General features: G+C 73.1%; 15 protein-coding genes. 7 read left to right on the top strand and 8 right to left on the bottom strand.

The features are described 5' to 3' along the window. Window positions 1-115: 115 nt before the first annotated feature. The 3 genes from ACIG47_RS06130 to ACIG47_RS06120 all read right to left on the bottom strand — a co-directional run bounded on the left by ACIG47_RS06130 (window position 116) and on the right by ACIG47_RS06120 (window position 2,814). The gene (locus tag ACIG47_RS06130) at window positions 116-1,273 is read right to left on the bottom strand and encodes an SPFH domain-containing protein (protein WP_397430060.1); all 1,158 of its coding nucleotides are present in this window, start codon (window positions 1,271-1,273) and stop codon (window positions 116-118) included. Between the two features lie 120 nt (window positions 1,274-1,393). After that, window positions 1,394-1,825, bottom strand: a complete 432-nt coding sequence (locus ACIG47_RS06125) for an NfeD family protein (protein WP_397414574.1) — start codon at window positions 1,823-1,825, stop codon at window positions 1,394-1,396. Between the two features lie 203 nt (window positions 1,826-2,028). Beyond that, on the bottom strand, window positions 2,029-2,814 hold the full coding sequence (locus ACIG47_RS06120; protein ID WP_397414572.1) for an ABC transporter ATP-binding protein: 786 nt from the start codon (window positions 2,812-2,814) through the stop codon (window positions 2,029-2,031). Window positions 2,815-2,888: 74 nt separating this feature from the next. Between ACIG47_RS06120 and ACIG47_RS06115 the strand changes: the two genes are divergently transcribed. After that, window positions 2,889-3,650 (top strand): hypothetical protein, encoded by a 762-nt coding sequence (locus ACIG47_RS06115; RefSeq protein ID WP_397430059.1) that lies wholly within the window; start codon window positions 2,889-2,891, stop codon window positions 3,648-3,650. A 4-nt stretch (window positions 3,651-3,654) separates the two neighbouring features. Here the strand turns inward: ACIG47_RS06115 and glgA are convergent, their stop codons facing one another. Beyond that, the gene (glgA, locus tag ACIG47_RS06110; RefSeq protein ID WP_397430058.1) at window positions 3,655-4,917 is read right to left on the bottom strand and encodes a glycogen synthase; all 1,263 of its coding nucleotides are present in this window, start codon (window positions 4,915-4,917) and stop codon (window positions 3,655-3,657) included. Window positions 4,918-4,991: 74 nt separating this feature from the next. Between glgA and glgC the strand changes: the two genes are divergently transcribed. Both glgC and serB read left to right on the top strand, forming a co-directional pair. Next, the gene (gene glgC, locus ACIG47_RS06105; RefSeq protein WP_397414566.1) at window positions 4,992-6,233 is read left to right on the top strand and encodes a glucose-1-phosphate adenylyltransferase; all 1,242 of its coding nucleotides are present in this window, start codon (window positions 4,992-4,994) and stop codon (window positions 6,231-6,233) included. Between the two features lie 161 nt (window positions 6,234-6,394). Further along, a complete protein-coding gene (serB, locus tag ACIG47_RS06100; RefSeq protein WP_397430057.1) occupies window positions 6,395-7,021 on the top strand; it encodes a phosphoserine phosphatase SerB in 627 nt (208 codons plus the stop codon). A gap of 102 nt (window positions 7,022-7,123) precedes the next feature. On the opposite strand, the gene ACIG47_RS06095 is transcribed toward serB, so the two are convergent. The 3 genes from ACIG47_RS06095 to fabG form a co-directional block, all read right to left on the bottom strand. After that, entirely contained in the window at window positions 7,124-7,663 is a 540-nt protein-coding gene (locus ACIG47_RS06095) for a SixA phosphatase family protein (protein ID WP_397414562.1), read from the bottom strand. Window positions 7,664-7,696: 33 nt separating this feature from the next. Beyond that, entirely contained in the window at window positions 7,697-8,467 is a 771-nt protein-coding gene (gene fabI, locus ACIG47_RS06090) for an enoyl-ACP reductase FabI (RefSeq protein ID WP_397414560.1), read from the bottom strand. A 160-nt stretch (window positions 8,468-8,627) separates the two neighbouring features. Then, window positions 8,628-9,365: a 3-oxoacyl-ACP reductase FabG gene (fabG, locus tag ACIG47_RS06085; RefSeq protein WP_397414841.1), complete on the bottom strand. Its 738-nt coding sequence runs from the start codon at window positions 9,363-9,365 to the stop codon at window positions 8,628-8,630. Between the two features lie 268 nt (window positions 9,366-9,633). Between fabG and ACIG47_RS06080 the strand changes: the two genes are divergently transcribed. Genes ACIG47_RS06080 through ACIG47_RS06070 form a run of 3 tightly spaced genes read left to right on the top strand, consistent with a single transcriptional unit; the run spans window position 9,634 to window position 11,264 of the window. Next, window positions 9,634-10,020 (top strand): DUF3099 domain-containing protein, encoded by a 387-nt coding sequence (locus ACIG47_RS06080; protein WP_397430056.1) that lies wholly within the window; start codon window positions 9,634-9,636, stop codon window positions 10,018-10,020. Window positions 10,021-10,032: 12 nt separating this feature from the next. After that, complete coding sequence (locus ACIG47_RS06075; RefSeq protein ID WP_397430055.1) at window positions 10,033-10,302, top strand: hypothetical protein; 270 nt, start codon at window positions 10,033-10,035, stop codon at window positions 10,300-10,302. Next, window positions 10,299-11,264 carry an SURF1 family protein gene (locus ACIG47_RS06070; protein WP_397430054.1) on the top strand — a complete coding sequence of 322 codons (966 nt, stop codon included), beginning with the start codon at window positions 10,299-10,301 and terminating at the stop codon, window positions 11,262-11,264. Before ACIG47_RS06075 ends, ACIG47_RS06070 begins: the two co-directional genes overlap by 4 nt. 499 nt (window positions 11,265-11,763) lie before the next feature. Here the strand turns inward: ACIG47_RS06070 and ACIG47_RS06065 are convergent, their stop codons facing one another. After that, window positions 11,764-13,362 carry an ABC-F family ATP-binding cassette domain-containing protein gene (locus tag ACIG47_RS06065; RefSeq protein ID WP_397414551.1) on the bottom strand — a complete coding sequence of 533 codons (1,599 nt, stop codon included), beginning with the start codon at window positions 13,360-13,362 and terminating at the stop codon, window positions 11,764-11,766. A 247-nt stretch (window positions 13,363-13,609) separates the two neighbouring features. Between ACIG47_RS06065 and ACIG47_RS06060 the strand changes: the two genes are divergently transcribed. Further along, a complete protein-coding gene (locus ACIG47_RS06060) occupies window positions 13,610-15,907 on the top strand; it encodes a family 43 glycosylhydrolase (protein ID WP_397430053.1) in 2,298 nt (765 codons plus the stop codon). Window positions 15,908-15,941 lie beyond the last annotated feature (34 nt).

Genomic DNA, 15,941 nt, shown 5'->3' with positions numbered 1-15,941 from the left:
GGCGGCGGGCGGCCCCCCCCGCCCCCCCCGCGCCCGCGCCCGCCCCCCCCCCCCCCCCCCCCCCCCCCCCCCCGCCGGGCTGTGGGTCAGCCTGCCGCCGGGGTCAGGCTGTGGGTCAGCCTGCCGGCGGGGCGGGCGGCGGGGGCGGCGTGCCGCCACCCGGGCGCTGACCGCGCTCCTGGCTCGGGTCGAACGGCTCGCCCGAGCGGGTGCCCGCGCTCGTCGCGTCGGCCACGGCGGCCTCCGCCTGGCGCTGCGCCTCGGCCAGCGCCTCCGCGGGCGGCGGCAGCAGGGGCTCGTCGAGCACCGAGTCGGCGGGCTCGCGCGGACCCGTGGGACCGTCGGTGGGCGGCACCGGCGGGACGCCCGGTCCACCCGGACCGGCCGGGCCACCGCCGCCGAAGCCGGAGGCGATGTTGCCCAGGGCCGCGGTGAACTCGGTCGGGATGACCCAGGTGGTGTTGGACGTGCCGTTGGCGATCTGCGGCAGCGTCTGGAGGTACTGGTAGGCCAGCAGCTTGGGGTCCGCGTCGCCGCGGTGGATGGCCTCGAAGACCTGGAGGATGGCGCGGGACTCACCCTCGGCGCGCAGGATCTGCGCCTGCGCGTCACCCTCGGCCTTGAGGATCTCGGACTGCTTCTGACCCTCGGCCGTGAGGATGGCGGACTGCTTGACACCCTCCGCGGTGAGGATCGCGGCACGCCGGTCACGCTCGGCGCGCATCTGCTGCTCCATGGAGCCCTGCACCGACGGCGGCGGGTCGATCGACTTGAGCTCCACGCGGTTGACGCGGATGCCCCAGCGCCCGGTCGCCTCGTCGAGCACGCCACGCAGCTGCCCGTTGATCTGGTCGCGGCTGGTCAGCGTCTGCTCCAGGTCCATCGAACCGATCACGTTACGCAGCGTGGTGACGGTGAGCTGCTCGATGGCCGTGATGTAGTTCGCGATCTCGTACACCGCCGACTTGGCGTCGGTCACCTGGAAGTAGATGACGGTGTCGATCTCGACCACCAGGTTGTCGCTGGTGATCACCGGCTGGGGCGGGAACGACACGACCTGCTCACGCAGGTCCACGCCGGCCCGGACGCGGTCCACGAACGGCACCAGCACGTGCAGACCCGGGTCGAGCGTCTTCGAGTAACGACCCAGGCGCTCGACCACGAGCGCGACCGACTGCGGGACGATCCGCACGGCGCGGATCACCGCGACGATGCCGACGATGACGACCAGGGCAATGATCAGGTAGAGCAGGACTTGCCCGAATGACTCCACGACGTCTCCTTACGCGGGCACCTAGGCCCGCACGGACGGTTTCAAGCTTCTGACTTGGACTGCCTGGGACTTCTTGTGCTGCTGGGAACTGCTCCGTGGCCGCGCCCAGGCGGCATGCGGCTACGCCTCCGGCTCGACGACGGCGGTGGCGCCGTCGATCTGGACCACACGAACGCTAGTGCCGGCGGGCAGCAGGGGCGACCCGGGTACCGACCGCGCGCTCCACACCTCACCGCTGAGCTTGATCAGCCCGGACGCCGTGGTGACGTCCTGCACGACCGATGCCGAGCGGCCCACGTTCGCCTCGGCGTTGGTGGGCGCCTTCGGCGTGTTGTTGCGCAGGTGCCGGATCAGCGTGGGCCGCAGCGTCACGAGCAGCACCACCGAGGCGACCACGAAGACGACCGCCTGTACCCACAGCGGGGTGCCCGCCGCGTTCGCCACGGACGCGGCCAGCGCGCCGCCCGCGAACATGATGAAGACGAAGTCGAGCGACAGCAGCTCGATCAAGGCGAAGATCAGTGCCGCACCTACCCACCACAACCAGGCCATGGGGTGCTCCCTCCGAGCGTCCGCTCCGGCTGGCGACCGGTCGCCCACGGAACCACTCCGTCGGCGGGTCCTCGCGGTGAATCTACCGCCACCTCGGACCTTTGCCCGGACTTTACCAAGGTCCACTGACACGGCGGTAGCAAAATCGCCGTTTCAGGGGGCCGGGTTCGGAACGTGTCCGAACTGGTACCGAACCGCCTCCGTCAGCGCGCCGAACGCGCGAGCCAGCGCCCGCCGCCGTGGGCCACCACGAGGGGCAGGCCGAAGGCCGCCGACAGGTTGTCCGCGGTCAGCACCTCCTCGAGCGGGCCGGCCGCCTGGATACCGCTCTTCTTCATCAGCAGCAGGTGCGTGAAGCCCGGCGGGATCTCCTCGACGTGGTGGGTCACGTGCACCAGCACGGGCGAGGCGGGGTCGTTGGCGAGCTGGGACAGCGTGGCCACCAGCTCCTCGCGGCCGCCCAGGTCCAGCCCGGCCCCGGGCTCGTCGAGCAGCAGGAGCTCCGGGTCGGTCATGAGCGCGCGGGCGATCTGCACGCGCTTGCGCTCGCCCTCCGAGAGGGTGCCGTAGGTCCGGTCGGCCAGATGGTCGACGTCGAACGCCGACAGCAGGTCCTTGGCGCGCTGCTCGTCGAGCTCGTCGTAGCTCTCGCGCCAGCGCCCGGTCACGCCGTAGGCCGCCGTCAGCACCACGTCCCGGACGGTCTCCGCCGTGGGCAGGCGCTCGGCGAGCGACGCACTGGACAGACCGATGCGGGGGCGCAGCTCGAACACGTCCACCTGGCCGAGGGTCGACCCGAGCACCGTGGCCGTGCCCGACGTCGGGTGGAGGCGCGCGGCCACGATCTGGAGGAGGGTCGTCTTGCCCGCGCCGTTGGGGCCGAGAACGATCCAGCGCTCTCCCTCGTTCACCTGCCAGTCCACGGAATCGAGGATGGTCGAGGTGCCGCGCCGGACGGTGACGCCCGCAAGGTGGAGAACCGAGCTCATGGGCATCGACCCTACCTGACCGCACGGCTCTGAACTGTGGTGTTCCGGCGCGCCACGTCATCTACAGTGCTGCGGTGGACACCGATCAGGACCTCCCCCGGAGCGTGCTGCTCGCCCTGTGGCTGCAGGGTGTGGGCGACACCTCGGACGCCGTGAAGTCCGTGGTGGGCGACGACGAGCCGCACACCGTCGAGGGGCTGCCCGGATTCGCCGACGGCACCGACCTCGGCACCCTCTTCACGGCCTGGACCACGGGACCGCGCGAGGTCTGCGCGCTGCTGCCCGCGCCCGGCGACCCCGCGGGCGTCCCCGCAGCGGCGAACCACGACGCGACCCAGGCCGGCGAGTGCGTGGTGGTCACCACGCCGGCGGGGAGCTGGGCGGCCGTGCCGGAGATCCGGGCGTTCGGCAGCCACATCGAGCCGGGCCACCTGGTGACGTGGCGCGTGCTGGAGGTCCCGGCGTGGACCACCCTGGTGCTGGGCACGATCGGCTCGGTCGCCGACGCCGAGCGCGAGCTGCGCACGAGCCTCATGCGGGCCACGGAGGCCCTGGACCAGCTCGACGTGGCCCGCTGGCGCGACGACGCGGCCGACGCGATCGAACGCATCCGCTCGACCAGCACGGCGTCCTGGCCGGTGCCGCACCTGGACGGCCGGCGTGCCCGCGTCCTGGACCTCGCCAGCCGCCTGCGCGCGATCGTCGCGCTGGGCACGGTCGACGACGGCGGCGCCGTGAACGTCTTCCAGGTGGACCAGCGCTCCACGGCGCTGCGCGAGGTGGACCGCACGGCCCGGCACGCCTTGAGCGCGGCCACCTACGGCGCCGTCCGCTGACCGCTCAGGACCGGGCCAGGACCGCTCGGTAGACGTCCATCGTGCGGTCGGCGATCGCCGTCCACGTGAAGTGCTCCTCGGCCCGCCGTCGACCCGCCGTGCCCATGGCCGCCGCACCCTCCGGGTCGGTCGCCACTCGGGTCAGCGCCGCCGCGAGGTCGGCCACGAAGCGGTCGGGGTCCAGCGGGGTGCCGGTGCCGTCGTCGGCCTGCTCGATCGGCACCAGCAGGCCCGTGACGCCGTCGTCGACCACCTCGGGGATGCCGCCCGTGGCCGTGCCCACCACGGGCAGGCCCACGGCCATCGCCTCCAGGTTCACGATGCCGAGCGGCTCGTAGACGCTCGGGCAGACGAAGACGGTGCAGGCCGCCAGGACGGCGGTGAGGTCGGGCCGCGGGAGCATCTCCTCGATCCAGACCACGCCGGTCCGGGTCTCGCGCAGGCCGTCGACCAGGCCCCGGACCTCCGCCATGATCTCCGGGGTGTCGGGCGCCCCGGCGCACAGCACGAGCTGCACCTCGGGCGGCAGCTCGGCGGCGGCGCGCAGCAGGTACGGCAGGCCCTTCTGGCGGGTGATCCGGCCGACGAACACCACGGCGGGCCGGCCGGGGTCGATCCCGTGCCGGTGCACGGTGGCGCGCGCGTCGGCGTCGTCGGCCGCGGGGCGCTGCCAGCCCGACAGGTCGATGCCGTTGTGCACCACGTGCACGCGCTCCGGGTCGAGCTCCGGGTAGACGCGCAGGATGTCGGCGCGCATGCCCGCCGAGACGGCGATGACGCCGGCCGCCCCCAGGTAGGCGGTGCGCTCGGCCCACGACGAGAGCGCGTAGCCGCCGCCCAGCTGTTCGGCCTTCCAGGGGCGCAAGGGCTCCAGCGAGTGCGCGGTGACGACGTGCGGCACGCCGTGCAGCAGCCCGCCCAGGTGCCCGGCCATGTTGGCGTACCAGGTGTGGGAGTGGACCAGGTCGGCGCCGGCGACGTCGTCGGCCATGACGAGGTCGGTGCCCAGGGTGGCCAGGGCGGCGTTGGCGCCCGAGAGGGCGGCCGGGGTGGTGTACCCGGTGACGCCGGCCGCCTCCGTGGCGGCGTCGCGCGGGCCGTCGAAGCAGCGCACGCGCACGTCGGCGTGGTGGGCCAGGACCGTGGCGAGCTCCGCGACGTGCACCCCCGCGCCGCCGTAGACGTGCGGCGGGAACTCACGGGTCAGCAGGTCGACACGGAGCGTGGCGGCGGGATCGGGACGGGAAACGGCTGCGGCGTCGGACACACCGTCAACCTAGCGCGCACGGCGGGTCAGCGCGCCACCTGACGTACCGGGCCGAAAGGCCCTAATCTCGGCGTATGGCTTCCGCTCCCCGCGTCCTCGCGATCGTCCTCGCCGGTGGCGAGGGGAAGCGGCTCATGCCGCTGACCGCCGCCCGCGCCAAGCCGGCGGTGCCGTTCGGCGGCATCTACCGCCTGGTCGACTTCGCCCTGTCCAACATCGTCAACTCGCGGTACCTGCACGTCGTCGTGCTGACGCAGTACAAGTCCCACTCCTTGGACCGGCACATCTCCAAGACGTGGCGCATGTCGCCGCTGCTGGGCAACTTCGTGGCCCCGGTGCCGGCGCAGCAGCGGGTGGGCAAGCACTGGTACCTCGGCAGCGCCGACGCGATCTACCAGTGCCTCAACATCATCGACGACGAGCGGCCCGACATCGTGGTCGTGGTCGGTGCCGACCACGTGTACCGCATGGACTTCTCGCAGATGGTGGACGCGCACATCGAGTCCGGGGCGCGCGCGACCGTCGCGGCGATCCGTCAGCCGATCGGCATGGCCGACCAGTTCGGCGTCATCGACGTGGACCCGGCCGACCCGACGAAGATCCGCGAGTTCCTGGAGAAGCCGACCGACCCGGTGGGCCTGCCCGACTCCCCCGGCGAGATCCTCGCCTCGATGGGCAACTACGTGTTCGACGCCGACGCCCTGGTCGAGGCCGTGACCAAGGACGCGGCCAACCCCGACTCCCGGCACGACATGGGCGGCGACATCATCCCGGCCTTCGTGGCCCAGGGCGAGGCGGGCGTCTACGACTTCATCCGCAACGACGTGCCCGGCTCGACCGCGCGCGACCGCGGGTACTGGCGCGACGTCGGGACCATCGACTCGTTCTACGACGCCAACATGGACCTGATCTCCGTGACGCCCGTGTTCAACCTCTACAACAACGAGTGGCCGCTGTTCACGGGGTACACGGGGCTGCCGCCGGCCAAGTTCGTGCACGTGGGGCCCGGGCGCATGGGGCACGCCGTCGAGTCGATCGTGTCGCCGGGCGTGCTCATCTCCGGCGCGCAGGCGGCCGGGTCGGTGCTCTCCCCCGGGGTGCACCTGCACTCGTGGTCGAACGTGTCCAACTCGGTGCTGATGGACGACGTCCAGGTGCACCGGTACGCGCACGTGCACCGCGCCATCGTGGACAAGAACGTGGTGGTGAACGAGCGGGCGCGCATCGGCGTGGACCACGACGAGGACCGCGCGCGGGGGTTCACGGTGACGGAGAGCGGCCTGGTGGTGGTCCCGAAGGGCACGGTCGTCGACTGACGCCGCCGCGGGGGTGGCGACGGTCGCCCGGCGTCGAACGCAGGAGTAGTTGCACTCTGAGCACCCAGAGTGCAACTACTCCTGCGTTCGACCCGTCTGCGCGTGTTCGGTGCGCAGCACGTGGACGGGAACGCGCGGCGGGGCGGTGCTCCGGCACACTGGTGCCCGTGAAGCGACTCATCGTGACCGACGTGGACTCGACCTTCTTTCGCCAGGAGGTCATCGAGCTCATCGCCGAGCATGCCGGCACCCGCGACGAGGTGGCCGCGGTGACCGAGCGGGCGATGCGGGGCGAGCTCGACTTCACGCAGTCGCTGCACGAACGGGTCGCGACGCTGGCCGGCGTCCCCGTGGCGGCGCTGGACAAGGTGCGCGCCGCCGTCGAGCTGACCCCGGGGGCGCGCGAGCTCGTCGCCGCATGTCAGGAGCGCGGCTGGGCGTTCGGGCTGGTGTCGGGCGGGTTCGCGGAGATCGTCGAGCCCGTCGCGGCCGAGCTGGGCATCGAGCTGGTGCGTGCCAACCGCCTGGAGGTGGCCGACGGCGTGCTGACCGGGCGTACCGTGGGGCCCGTGATCGACCGTGCGGCCAAGGCCGCGACCCTCCGGGAGTGGGCCGCCGCGCTGGAGATCCCGCTGGAGCACACGGTCGCCGTCGGCGACGGGGCGAACGACCTCGGCATGATCGGCATCGCCGGCGTGGGCGTGGCGTTCGACGCCAAGCCGGTCGTCCGTGCCCAGGCCCCGCACTCGATCGAGGGCCGCCTGGACAGGGTTCTCGACCTTCTCTGACCCACGGTCCGGACGCCCTGGTCGGACGACGACGGACGTGCCGGGCGCCCGGGTCACCGGAGCGACCGGGCGTCCGGCACGTCCGTCGGGAGGTCTGACAGGTCAGCCGGGGCGCGTGACCAGGGTCAGGCGGGCCAGCCGGCGGTCCCACGCCGGCCAGTCCAGGTCCGACTCCAGGACCGAGTACGTCGCCGTCGGGACACCCACCCGCACCTGGGCGAGCGCGCCGTCCTCCGAGCCCGGACCGGCCAGGAGCTCGGCCGTACCCGCCATCGCGGGCTCGTGGCCGATCACCAGCACGGTCCGCGCCGCGGGATCCAGCTCGCGCACCAGCGCGAGGACACCTCGCGGCATCGCACCCAGCAGCTCGTCGGTGTAGTCCACCGGCGGCTCACCCAGGTGCTTGCGCGCGAGGTCCCACGTCTGGCGGGTGCGGACCGCCCCGGAGACGACGACGGCGTCGGGCACGAGGCCGGCCGCGACCAGCGCCGCGCCGACCTTCACTGCCTGGTCCCGGCCGCGCAGGGCGAGGGGCCGCTTCTCGTCGGGAAGTTCCGACGGCGGCTCCGCCTTCGCGTGCCGGAGCAGCACCAGCCGCCGCACCGGCGACGTGCTGGGCTCCGTGCCCGGCCCTCTACCCATCAAAGCCTCCTGCCCGTCCAGTGCCCGTGGCGTCTATTGACCCATGGCGTGCACGCCGCCGTCGACGTGCACGATCTCGCCCGTGGTCGCCGGGAACCAGTCCGACAGCAGCGCGCACACGGCGCGTGCCGCCGGCTCCGCCGTGGTCTGGTCCCAGCCGAGGGGAGCTCGGTTGGGCCAGGCGTCCTCCATCGTCGCGAAGCCCGGGATGGACTTGGCGGCGGTGGTCCGGATCGGCCCGGCCGAGACAAGGTTGCAGCGAATTCCTTCGGGCCCGAGGTCGCGCGCCAGGTAGCGGTTCGCGGACTCCAGCCCGGCCTTGGCCACGCCCATCCAGTCGTAGACCGGCCAGGCGAACTGCGCGTCGAACGTGAGGCCGACGACGGCGCCGCCGTCGGTCATCAGCGGCTGGGCCGCCACGGCGATCGACTTGTACGAGAACGTGGACACGTGCAGCGCCGTGGCGACGTCCTCCCAGGTGCCCGAGAGGAAGTTGCCGCCCATGACGGACTGCGGGGCGAACCCGATCGAGTGCACCACGCCGTCGAGCCGGTCGAAACCCTCGGCGCGCACGGCGTCGGCCAGGCCGTCGAGGTTCTCCTGGCTGGTGGCGTCGAGCTCGACCACGGGCGCCTCGACCGGCAGGCGCTTGGCGAAAGCCTGCGTGAGCTTCATCTGCCGCCCGAAGGACGAGAGAACGACCTCGGCGCCCTCCTCCTGCGCGAGGCGGGCGGCGTGGAACGCGATCGACGAATCGGTCAGCACGCCCGTGACGAGCAGCTTCTTACCTTCGAGGAGACCCATGATGTCCTTCCGTTCGAGCGCAGGCGTGCCAAGACAACCCCTGCGCTGGGTGCGAGCGTAATGCGGATCGCGGCTCGGAACGAAACTCCGCGCCGTGAGTGATGTCCAGAATGTTGGATATGTACGGACGTAACCGCAGGTAGCGGCCTCAGAGTACGGGTCAGTGACCCATGCCCAGCCCGCCGTCGACCGGGATGACGGCGCCGGACACGTAGCCGGCGGCGTCCGAGGCCACGAACGACACGACGTGCGCCACCTCGTCCGCCGAGGCGAACCGGCCGGCCGGGATCGACTTGAGGTAGCCGGCCCGCACGTCCTCCGACAGCGCGGCCGTCATGTCGGTCTCGACGTAGCCCGGCGCGACGACGTTGGCCGTGATGCCGCGGGTGCCGAGCTCCCGGGTGATCGAGCGCGCCATGCCCACCAGGGCGGCCTTCGACGACGAGTAGTTGACCTGGCCCGGGCCGCCGGTCAGCCCCACGACGGAACCGACCAGCACGATGCGGCCCTTGCGGGCGCGGATCATGCCCTTGGAGGCGCGGCGGACGCAGCGGAACGTGCCCGTGAGGTTGACGTCGACGACCGACTCGAACTCGTCGTCGCTCATGCGCATGAGGAGCTGGTCCTTGGTCACGCCCGCGTTGGCCACGAGCACCTCGACCGGGCCCAGGTCCTTCTCGATGGCGGTGAACGCGGCGTCGACGGCCTCGGTGTCCGTGACGTCCGCCACGTAGGGCGCGACGCCCTTGGGCAGCTCCCCGCCGCGGTAGATCGTGGCGACACGGTCGCCGTCGGCCACGAAGCGCTCCGCGATGGCGCGGCCGATGCCGCGGGCAGCCCCCGTCACGACGACTACGCGCCCGGTCGGACCTGCGGCGATGCTCTGGGAGGCGGGCATGGTGGTCACCTGAAGCTCCTCGGTGGTGATGGCTTGTCGCACGGAGAGGCCGCGCGAGGCTGGGGGCCGCGGCCGGGACCTGGGTCGATCCAGGTCCGCTGCGACGCTACCCCGCGCGTCGGCGGCCCGCCGCGCGCGCCGGGCCACAGGGATCCCGCGGTTCTTGTCGGTTTCCTCCAATCCGGCGCCTGCCCGGGGTGACGAACCTGGCTGTCCGGCAGCCCGCGGGACGTGCCCGGCGGGCCTGCCGCGGACGTAGACTGGCGGGATGAGCGAGCCGGTCCCGTCCATCACCTCGGCCCCCGAGCCGCTGGCGGTGGACCAGGCACGTCGTACGCGCAGCTACCTCATCCAGATGTCCATCCGCGTCGTCTGCATCATCGGGGCGGTGCTGGTCGACGGCTGGCTGCGCTGGGCCCTGGTCGCCGCAGCGGTCGTGCTGCCGTACTCCGCCGTGCTGGTCGCCAACGCCGGCCGGGAGCGCAACACCCACGAGACCTCGCCGGTGACCCCCGCCGCGGCCCCGGCCCTCACGGAGCTGCCCGTCCCGGACCCGGCCGCGCCGCCCACGACGCCCGCCGACCCGGGCTCCTCGCCCGCGACGACGTACACCACGCCCGGCCCTGCACGCGTCATCGACCACGTGGACGACTGAGGAGAACGACCGATGGACCTCCTCGGATCCCTGGGCGCCTCCCCCGATCCCCGCCCGACGCCCGACGCCGTGCCCGACGGCGAGCTGATCTGCAGCGCGAAGGGCTGCCGCGCGACGGCTTCCTGGGGGCTCCTGTGGAACAACCCCAAGCTGCACACGCCCGAGCGGCGCAAGGTGTGGCTCGCGTGCGACGAGCACCGCGAGCACCTCGAGCAGTTCCTCGGGGCGCGCTCGTTCTGGAAGCAGACCGTGCCCGTGGCCGAGCTGGACCGCGCGTCGTGAGCGGCGCCGGTCCGGTGCCCCACCACGGCGGGGTGCTGCACGACGGCGGCGGCGAGGAGTCCCGCGGCCCCCGCACCACCCGGCAGTGGGTGATCCTGGCGGTGGCGGCCGTGGTGCTCGCCGCGCTGTGCCTGGTCGCCGGGCGCTGGCAGTGGAACCGGGCGGAGTCGCGCAACGCCGAGATCGACCTGGTCAACGCCAACTGGTCGGCCCCAGTGGTCCCGGTCGACGAGATCCTGCCCGGGCCGGGCAGCGTCGTGCCGGACGACGAGGTGTGGCAGCGGGTCGAGCTGACCGGCGAGTACGCGACCGACGCCACGGTGCTGCTGCGCAACCGGCCCGTCGGCGGCCGCGGCGGGTACCACGTGCTGGTCCCGTTCGAGGCCCGGCTGGCCGACGGCCAGGAGGTCGTGATCGTGGTCGACCGTGGGTTCGTGCCGCTCGGGTCCGACGGGTCCGCGCCCGACACGGTGCCTGCGCCGCCGTCGGGCGAGGTGACCGTGGTGACGTCGCTGCGCGCGGACGAGCCGCCGTCGGACCGCGGCGCGCCGCCCGGTCAGGTGCAGGCGATCTCGACCGCCCAGGTGCTCGCCGCGGGGCCGCAGGGCGCCGCGTGGGCGCAGGGGCGTACGGTCGGGGCGTACGGCGCGCTGCGCGCCGAGGACCCGGCACCGGCCACGGCGCTCGCCCCGCTGCCCAAGCCGGACACCGACCCGGGCTCGCACCTGTCCTACGCCTTCCAGTGGGGCATCTTCGCGATCGGCGCGATCGGCGGGTACGTGCTGCTGTGGCGTCGCGAGCGCGGCGCCCTGCGCGGTGAGACGGTCTCGGCGGGCGACCTGCTGCTGGCCTCGGGCGAGGCCGCCGACGGCGAGGGCGTGCGGGCGCGCAAGGCTCCCCGGGACCGCCGTCCGACCGCGGAGGACGAGGAGGACGCCCTCATCGAGGCGCAGCTGCGCTGAGCCGCCGGGCGCACGGCCGGGCCCGGGCCTCCGGTGGGCCTGCCCCGCGTCTCCAGTGAGCCTGCCCCGCGGGGGTGGGTTGCTGTGAGTAGACAATGTCTACGCAGTGCAACGCACCTGCTCTCCGGTGGGCCTGCCCCGCGACTCCGGTAAGCCTGCCCCGCGGGGGTGGGTTGCTGTGAGTAGACAATGTCTACGCAGTGCAACGCACCTGCTCTCCGGTGGGCCTGCCCGGCGTCTCCGGTGAGCCTGCCCCGCGGGGTTGGGTTGCTGTGAGTAGACAATGTCTACGCAGTGCAACGCACCTGCGCGGGGCACCCTCGCCCGGCACCGTCCGCTGCGGCAGGCAACGCCCTCCACCGCTGCGGCACGCGCCACTCTCCGTCGCCATGGCAGGCAACGCCCTCCGTCCGTCGCAGGCACCGCCACAGCGGACAGGCCGCGCCCGACGGCCCGGCAATTACGGGACCGGCGCCCCGCACCCGGGCCGCCGAACCACTCAGGCCAGCGAGACCAGCTCCTGGTAGCTGTCGTTCCAGAGGTCCTCGTCGCCGTCCGGCAGCAGGAGCACGCGCTCGGGCTCCAGGGCCTCCACCGCACCGTCGTCGTGCGTGACCATCACGACCGCACCCTCGTACGTCTTGAGCGCGCCCAGGATCTCGGCGCGCGAGGCGGGGTCGAGGTTGTTGGTGGGCTCGTCCAGGAGCAGCACGTTCGCGCCCGAGACCACGATGGTGGCCAGCGCCAGGCGGGTCTTCTCGCCGCCGGACAGCACGTGCGCGGGCTTCTCGGCGTCGTCCCCGCTGAAGAGGAACGAGCCGAGCACGGAGCGCACCTGGGTGTCGGTGAGGTCGGGTGCGGCGTGCCGCAGGTTCTCCACGACGGTCGCGTCCATGTCGAGCGTGTCGTGCTCCTGGGCGTAGTAGCCCAGCTTGAGGCCGTGACCGGGCACGACCTCGCCCGTGTCCGGCGACTCGACGCCCGCCAGGATGCGCAGCAGCGTCGTCTTGCCGGCACCGTTGAAGCCGAGCACCACCACGCGGGAGCCGCGGTCGATCGCCAGGTCCACCCCGGCGAACACCTCCTGTGACCCGTAGGCCTTGGACAGCCCGGCCGCGGTGAGCGGCGTGCGTCCGCAGGGCGCCGGCGTCGGGAAGCGCAGCTTGGCCACGCGGTCCGCGGCGCGCTCGGTCTCCAGGCCGCCGAGCATCTTCTCGGCGCGCTTGATCATGTTCTGCGCGGCGGTGGCCTTGGTCGCCTTGGCGCGCATCTTCTCGGCCTGGGCGAGCAGCGTGCCCGCCTTCTTCTCGGCGTTGGCCCGCTCGCGCCGGCGACGCCGCTCGTCGGTCTCGCGCTGCTCCAGGTAGGCGTCCCAGCCCATGTTGTACTGGTCGAGCTCGCCCCGGTTGGCGTCCAGGTGGAACACCTTGTTCACGGTGGCGCGCAGCAGCTCGACGTCGTGGCTGATCACGATGAAGCCGCCGTTGTACGCCTTGAGGTAGTCGCGCAGCCAGATGATCGAGTCGGCGTCGAGGTGGTTGGTGGGCTCGTCCAGCAGCAGCGTCTCGACGCCGCTGAACAGGATGCGCGCCAGCTCGATGCGGCGGCGCTGACCGCCGGACAGGGTGCTCAGGGGCTGGCCCAGCACACGCTCGTCCAGGCCGAGGTTGGCGGTGATGATCTGCGCCTCGGACTCCGCCGCGTACCCGCCGGCGGCCAGGAAGCGCGCCTCCAGCTTGGGGTAGCGCTCCATGGCGGCGGCCTGGGTGGCCGCGTCGTCGGACGCCATGTCGGCCTCGGTCGCGCGCATCTGCGTGATCACGTGGTCGAGGGCCCGCGCCGACAGCACACGGTCCATCGCGAGCACCTCGAGGTCGCCCGTGCGCGGGTCCTGCGGCAGGTAGCCGATGTCGGTGCCGCGCACGATCTGCCCGCCCGTGGGCTGGGTCTCACCCGCGAGGGTCTTGGTGAGCGTGGTCTTGCCGGCGCCGTTGCGACCCACCAGGCCGATCCGGTCGCCCGAGGCGACCCGGAAGGTGGCCTCGCTCAGCAGCACGCGCGCGCCGACGCGCAGCTCGACGCCATGGGCAGTGATCACGCAGGGGTTCCTCACGGTCAGGGGGTGGTGGTGCGGGCAGGCCCACGGCGGCGGGGGCCGGTCCAGTCTAGTGCGTACCGGCCCGGACCAGCGGTGGCGTGTCTCACCGCTCGGCCTCCTCCTGGACGGGACGGCCCGGCGACGGTACCTTCACGCCTGGTACTACGTTGTACCAGTGACCGTCGACAAGGAGGCGACGGGCCGCGTCATCGACGACGCGGCGCGCCGCCCGAAGGGATGAGAGCCCATGCAGACACGGTTCGTCGCCGCCCTCGCCACGCTCACGCTGGGCGTGGGGACGGCCCTCCTGTCCGACGGCGGGGGCAGCACGCCCGCCGCGGCCGCTCCCCCGCCGCCCGCCACCACCTACACCAACCCGATCACGGAGCCGTTCGCCGACACCTACGCCGACCCCGCCGTGATCCGGGGCAAGGACGGCTGGTGGTACCTGTACGCCACCAGCGACCCGCTGGTGGAGGGCGGCCCGTTCGGGAACATGCACGTGGCCCGTTCGCGGGACCTGGCCACGTGGGAGTACGTGAGCACGATCTTCGACGAGGAGAACCGGCCCGCCTGGGCCGCCGACGCCTCGTTCTTCTGGGCGCCCGACATCCGCTACGTGGACGGCCGGTACGTCATGTACTACACGGTCACGGACACCGCCGCGAACCCCGACCCGTGGGACTACACGATCGGCGTGGCCACCGCGCCCACGCCCACCGGGCCGTGGAGCGACTCCGGCAGTCCGGTGCTCGACCCCCGCCCGGCGTCCGGCGGCGGGTACCTGAACACCATCGACCCCGCGCTGTTCACCGACGACGACGGGTCGCACTACCTCTACTTCGGCGGTTTCAACGGCGGCATCTGGGTCACGCGCCTGGACGAGACCGGGACGGGCGCCGTCGGCTCGCCCACCCGGGTGACGGTCGCCGACCGGTACGAGGGCGCGTTCGTGGTCGAGCGGGACGGCTGGTACTACCTCATGGGCTCGTCCGCGAACTGCTGTGCCGGCCCCGTGACGGGGTACAGCGTCTACACGGGCCGGTCCCGCTCGCCGCTCGGCCCGTTCGTGGACCACGAGGGCGTAGGCCTGAACGAGTCGCGGGTGGGCGGCACCCAGGTCGTGGCACAGAACGGGAACCGGTGGATCGGCGTCGGGCACCACGCGGTGCTCACCGACGTCTCGGGGCAGGACTGGATGCTCTACCACGCCATCGACCGGGACGACGCCTGGCTGAACGAGCCCGGCGGCATCAACCGGCGACCCACGCTGCTGGACCGCATGGACTGGATCGACGGCTGGCCCGTGGTCAACGCGGGCGCCGGGCCGAGCGAGGGGCCGCAGCCCGCGCCGGTGGCCGCGAGCGACCTGGGCATCGTGAGCGCCGACCCGGCGTCCGGGTCCGGCCTGCGCCGCGTGTCGGGCACGCTGGCCCGCGGGTCCGACGACGCGGGTGACGCCGGAGCGATCGCCCGGCTGGTTCCCGGCCGCCGGGACCCGGCGGTGGTGCGCACGGCACCCGCCCCGCGGGACCTGCGGGTCGAGACCGACGTGCGGCTGCCCGACGACGCCGGCGCCTTCACCGTCGGCCTGGGTGACGACCGGTCGGCCGTCACCGTCCGGGTGGACGCCGGGGCACGGGAGCTGGTCGTCACGCAGGGCCGCCAGGAGCGCCGTGCGGCCCTGCCCGCGAACACCGACCTGACGTCCTGGCACGTGCTCACCGTCGAGGCTGCCGACGCCGCGGTCACCGCCCGGCTGTCGTCCAGCGGCCTGGGCGACCTCGACGCCGATGTCCGCCTCACCCTGCGCGCACCGCTCCCCGGGCGGGCGCCGGTGCGCCTGACGGCCGACGGCGCCGAGGCGCACGTCGACAACCTCACCGTCGTGGCGGCCCACGAACCGGTCACGCGCCGCGTGGCCGAGCCCCGCGCGGGGGCCGTGACGTTCGCCGAGCGGTTCGACGGCGAGCTGGACGCGGGCTGGCGCTGGCTGCACGCGCCCGCCGACGTCACGGTGGCGGACGGTGCCCTGTCGTGGCCGCTCACGGGCCACGACCTGGTCGGCGGCGCCAACGACGCACCGGTCCTGCTGCGCGACGCGCCCGACGGCGACTACGTGCTGGAGACCACGGTGACCCTGCCGCTGGGCGAGGGCACGGTGCGCAACTACCAGCAGGCGGGCCTGCTCGTGCACGCGGGCGACGACGACTTCCTGCGCCTGGCCCCCGTGTCGATCTGGCAGACGCGGCAGGTCGAGTTCGGCAAGGAGCTCACGGCCGACGGCGGGCGCTGGTGGGGCGGCCACGTCTCGGGGCCCGTCGCGGACACGATGCACCTGCGCCTGTTCCACACGCTCGACCCGGACACGGGTGAGCACCGGTACCGGGCGTCGTCGTCCCGCGACGGGAAGAGCTGGCGGTTCGGCGCCACGTGGACCCTCCCGGCGGGCACCGACCCGCAGGTCGGCGTCTACGCGGGCGGCGGGGCGTCGCCCGCCACGTCGGCGGTGTTCGAGGAGGTGCTGATCCGCGAGATCCGCTGACCCGCCGGCGTCGCCCCCTTGCCGGTGCGCCGGG

Source organism: Promicromonospora sp. NPDC052451 (assembly GCF_044547525.1).
GTDB lineage: Bacteria > Actinomycetota > Actinomycetes > Actinomycetales > Cellulomonadaceae > Promicromonospora.
Note: the sequence above shows the minus strand (reverse complement) of the source record. Positions and strands in the feature narration are given on the sequence as shown.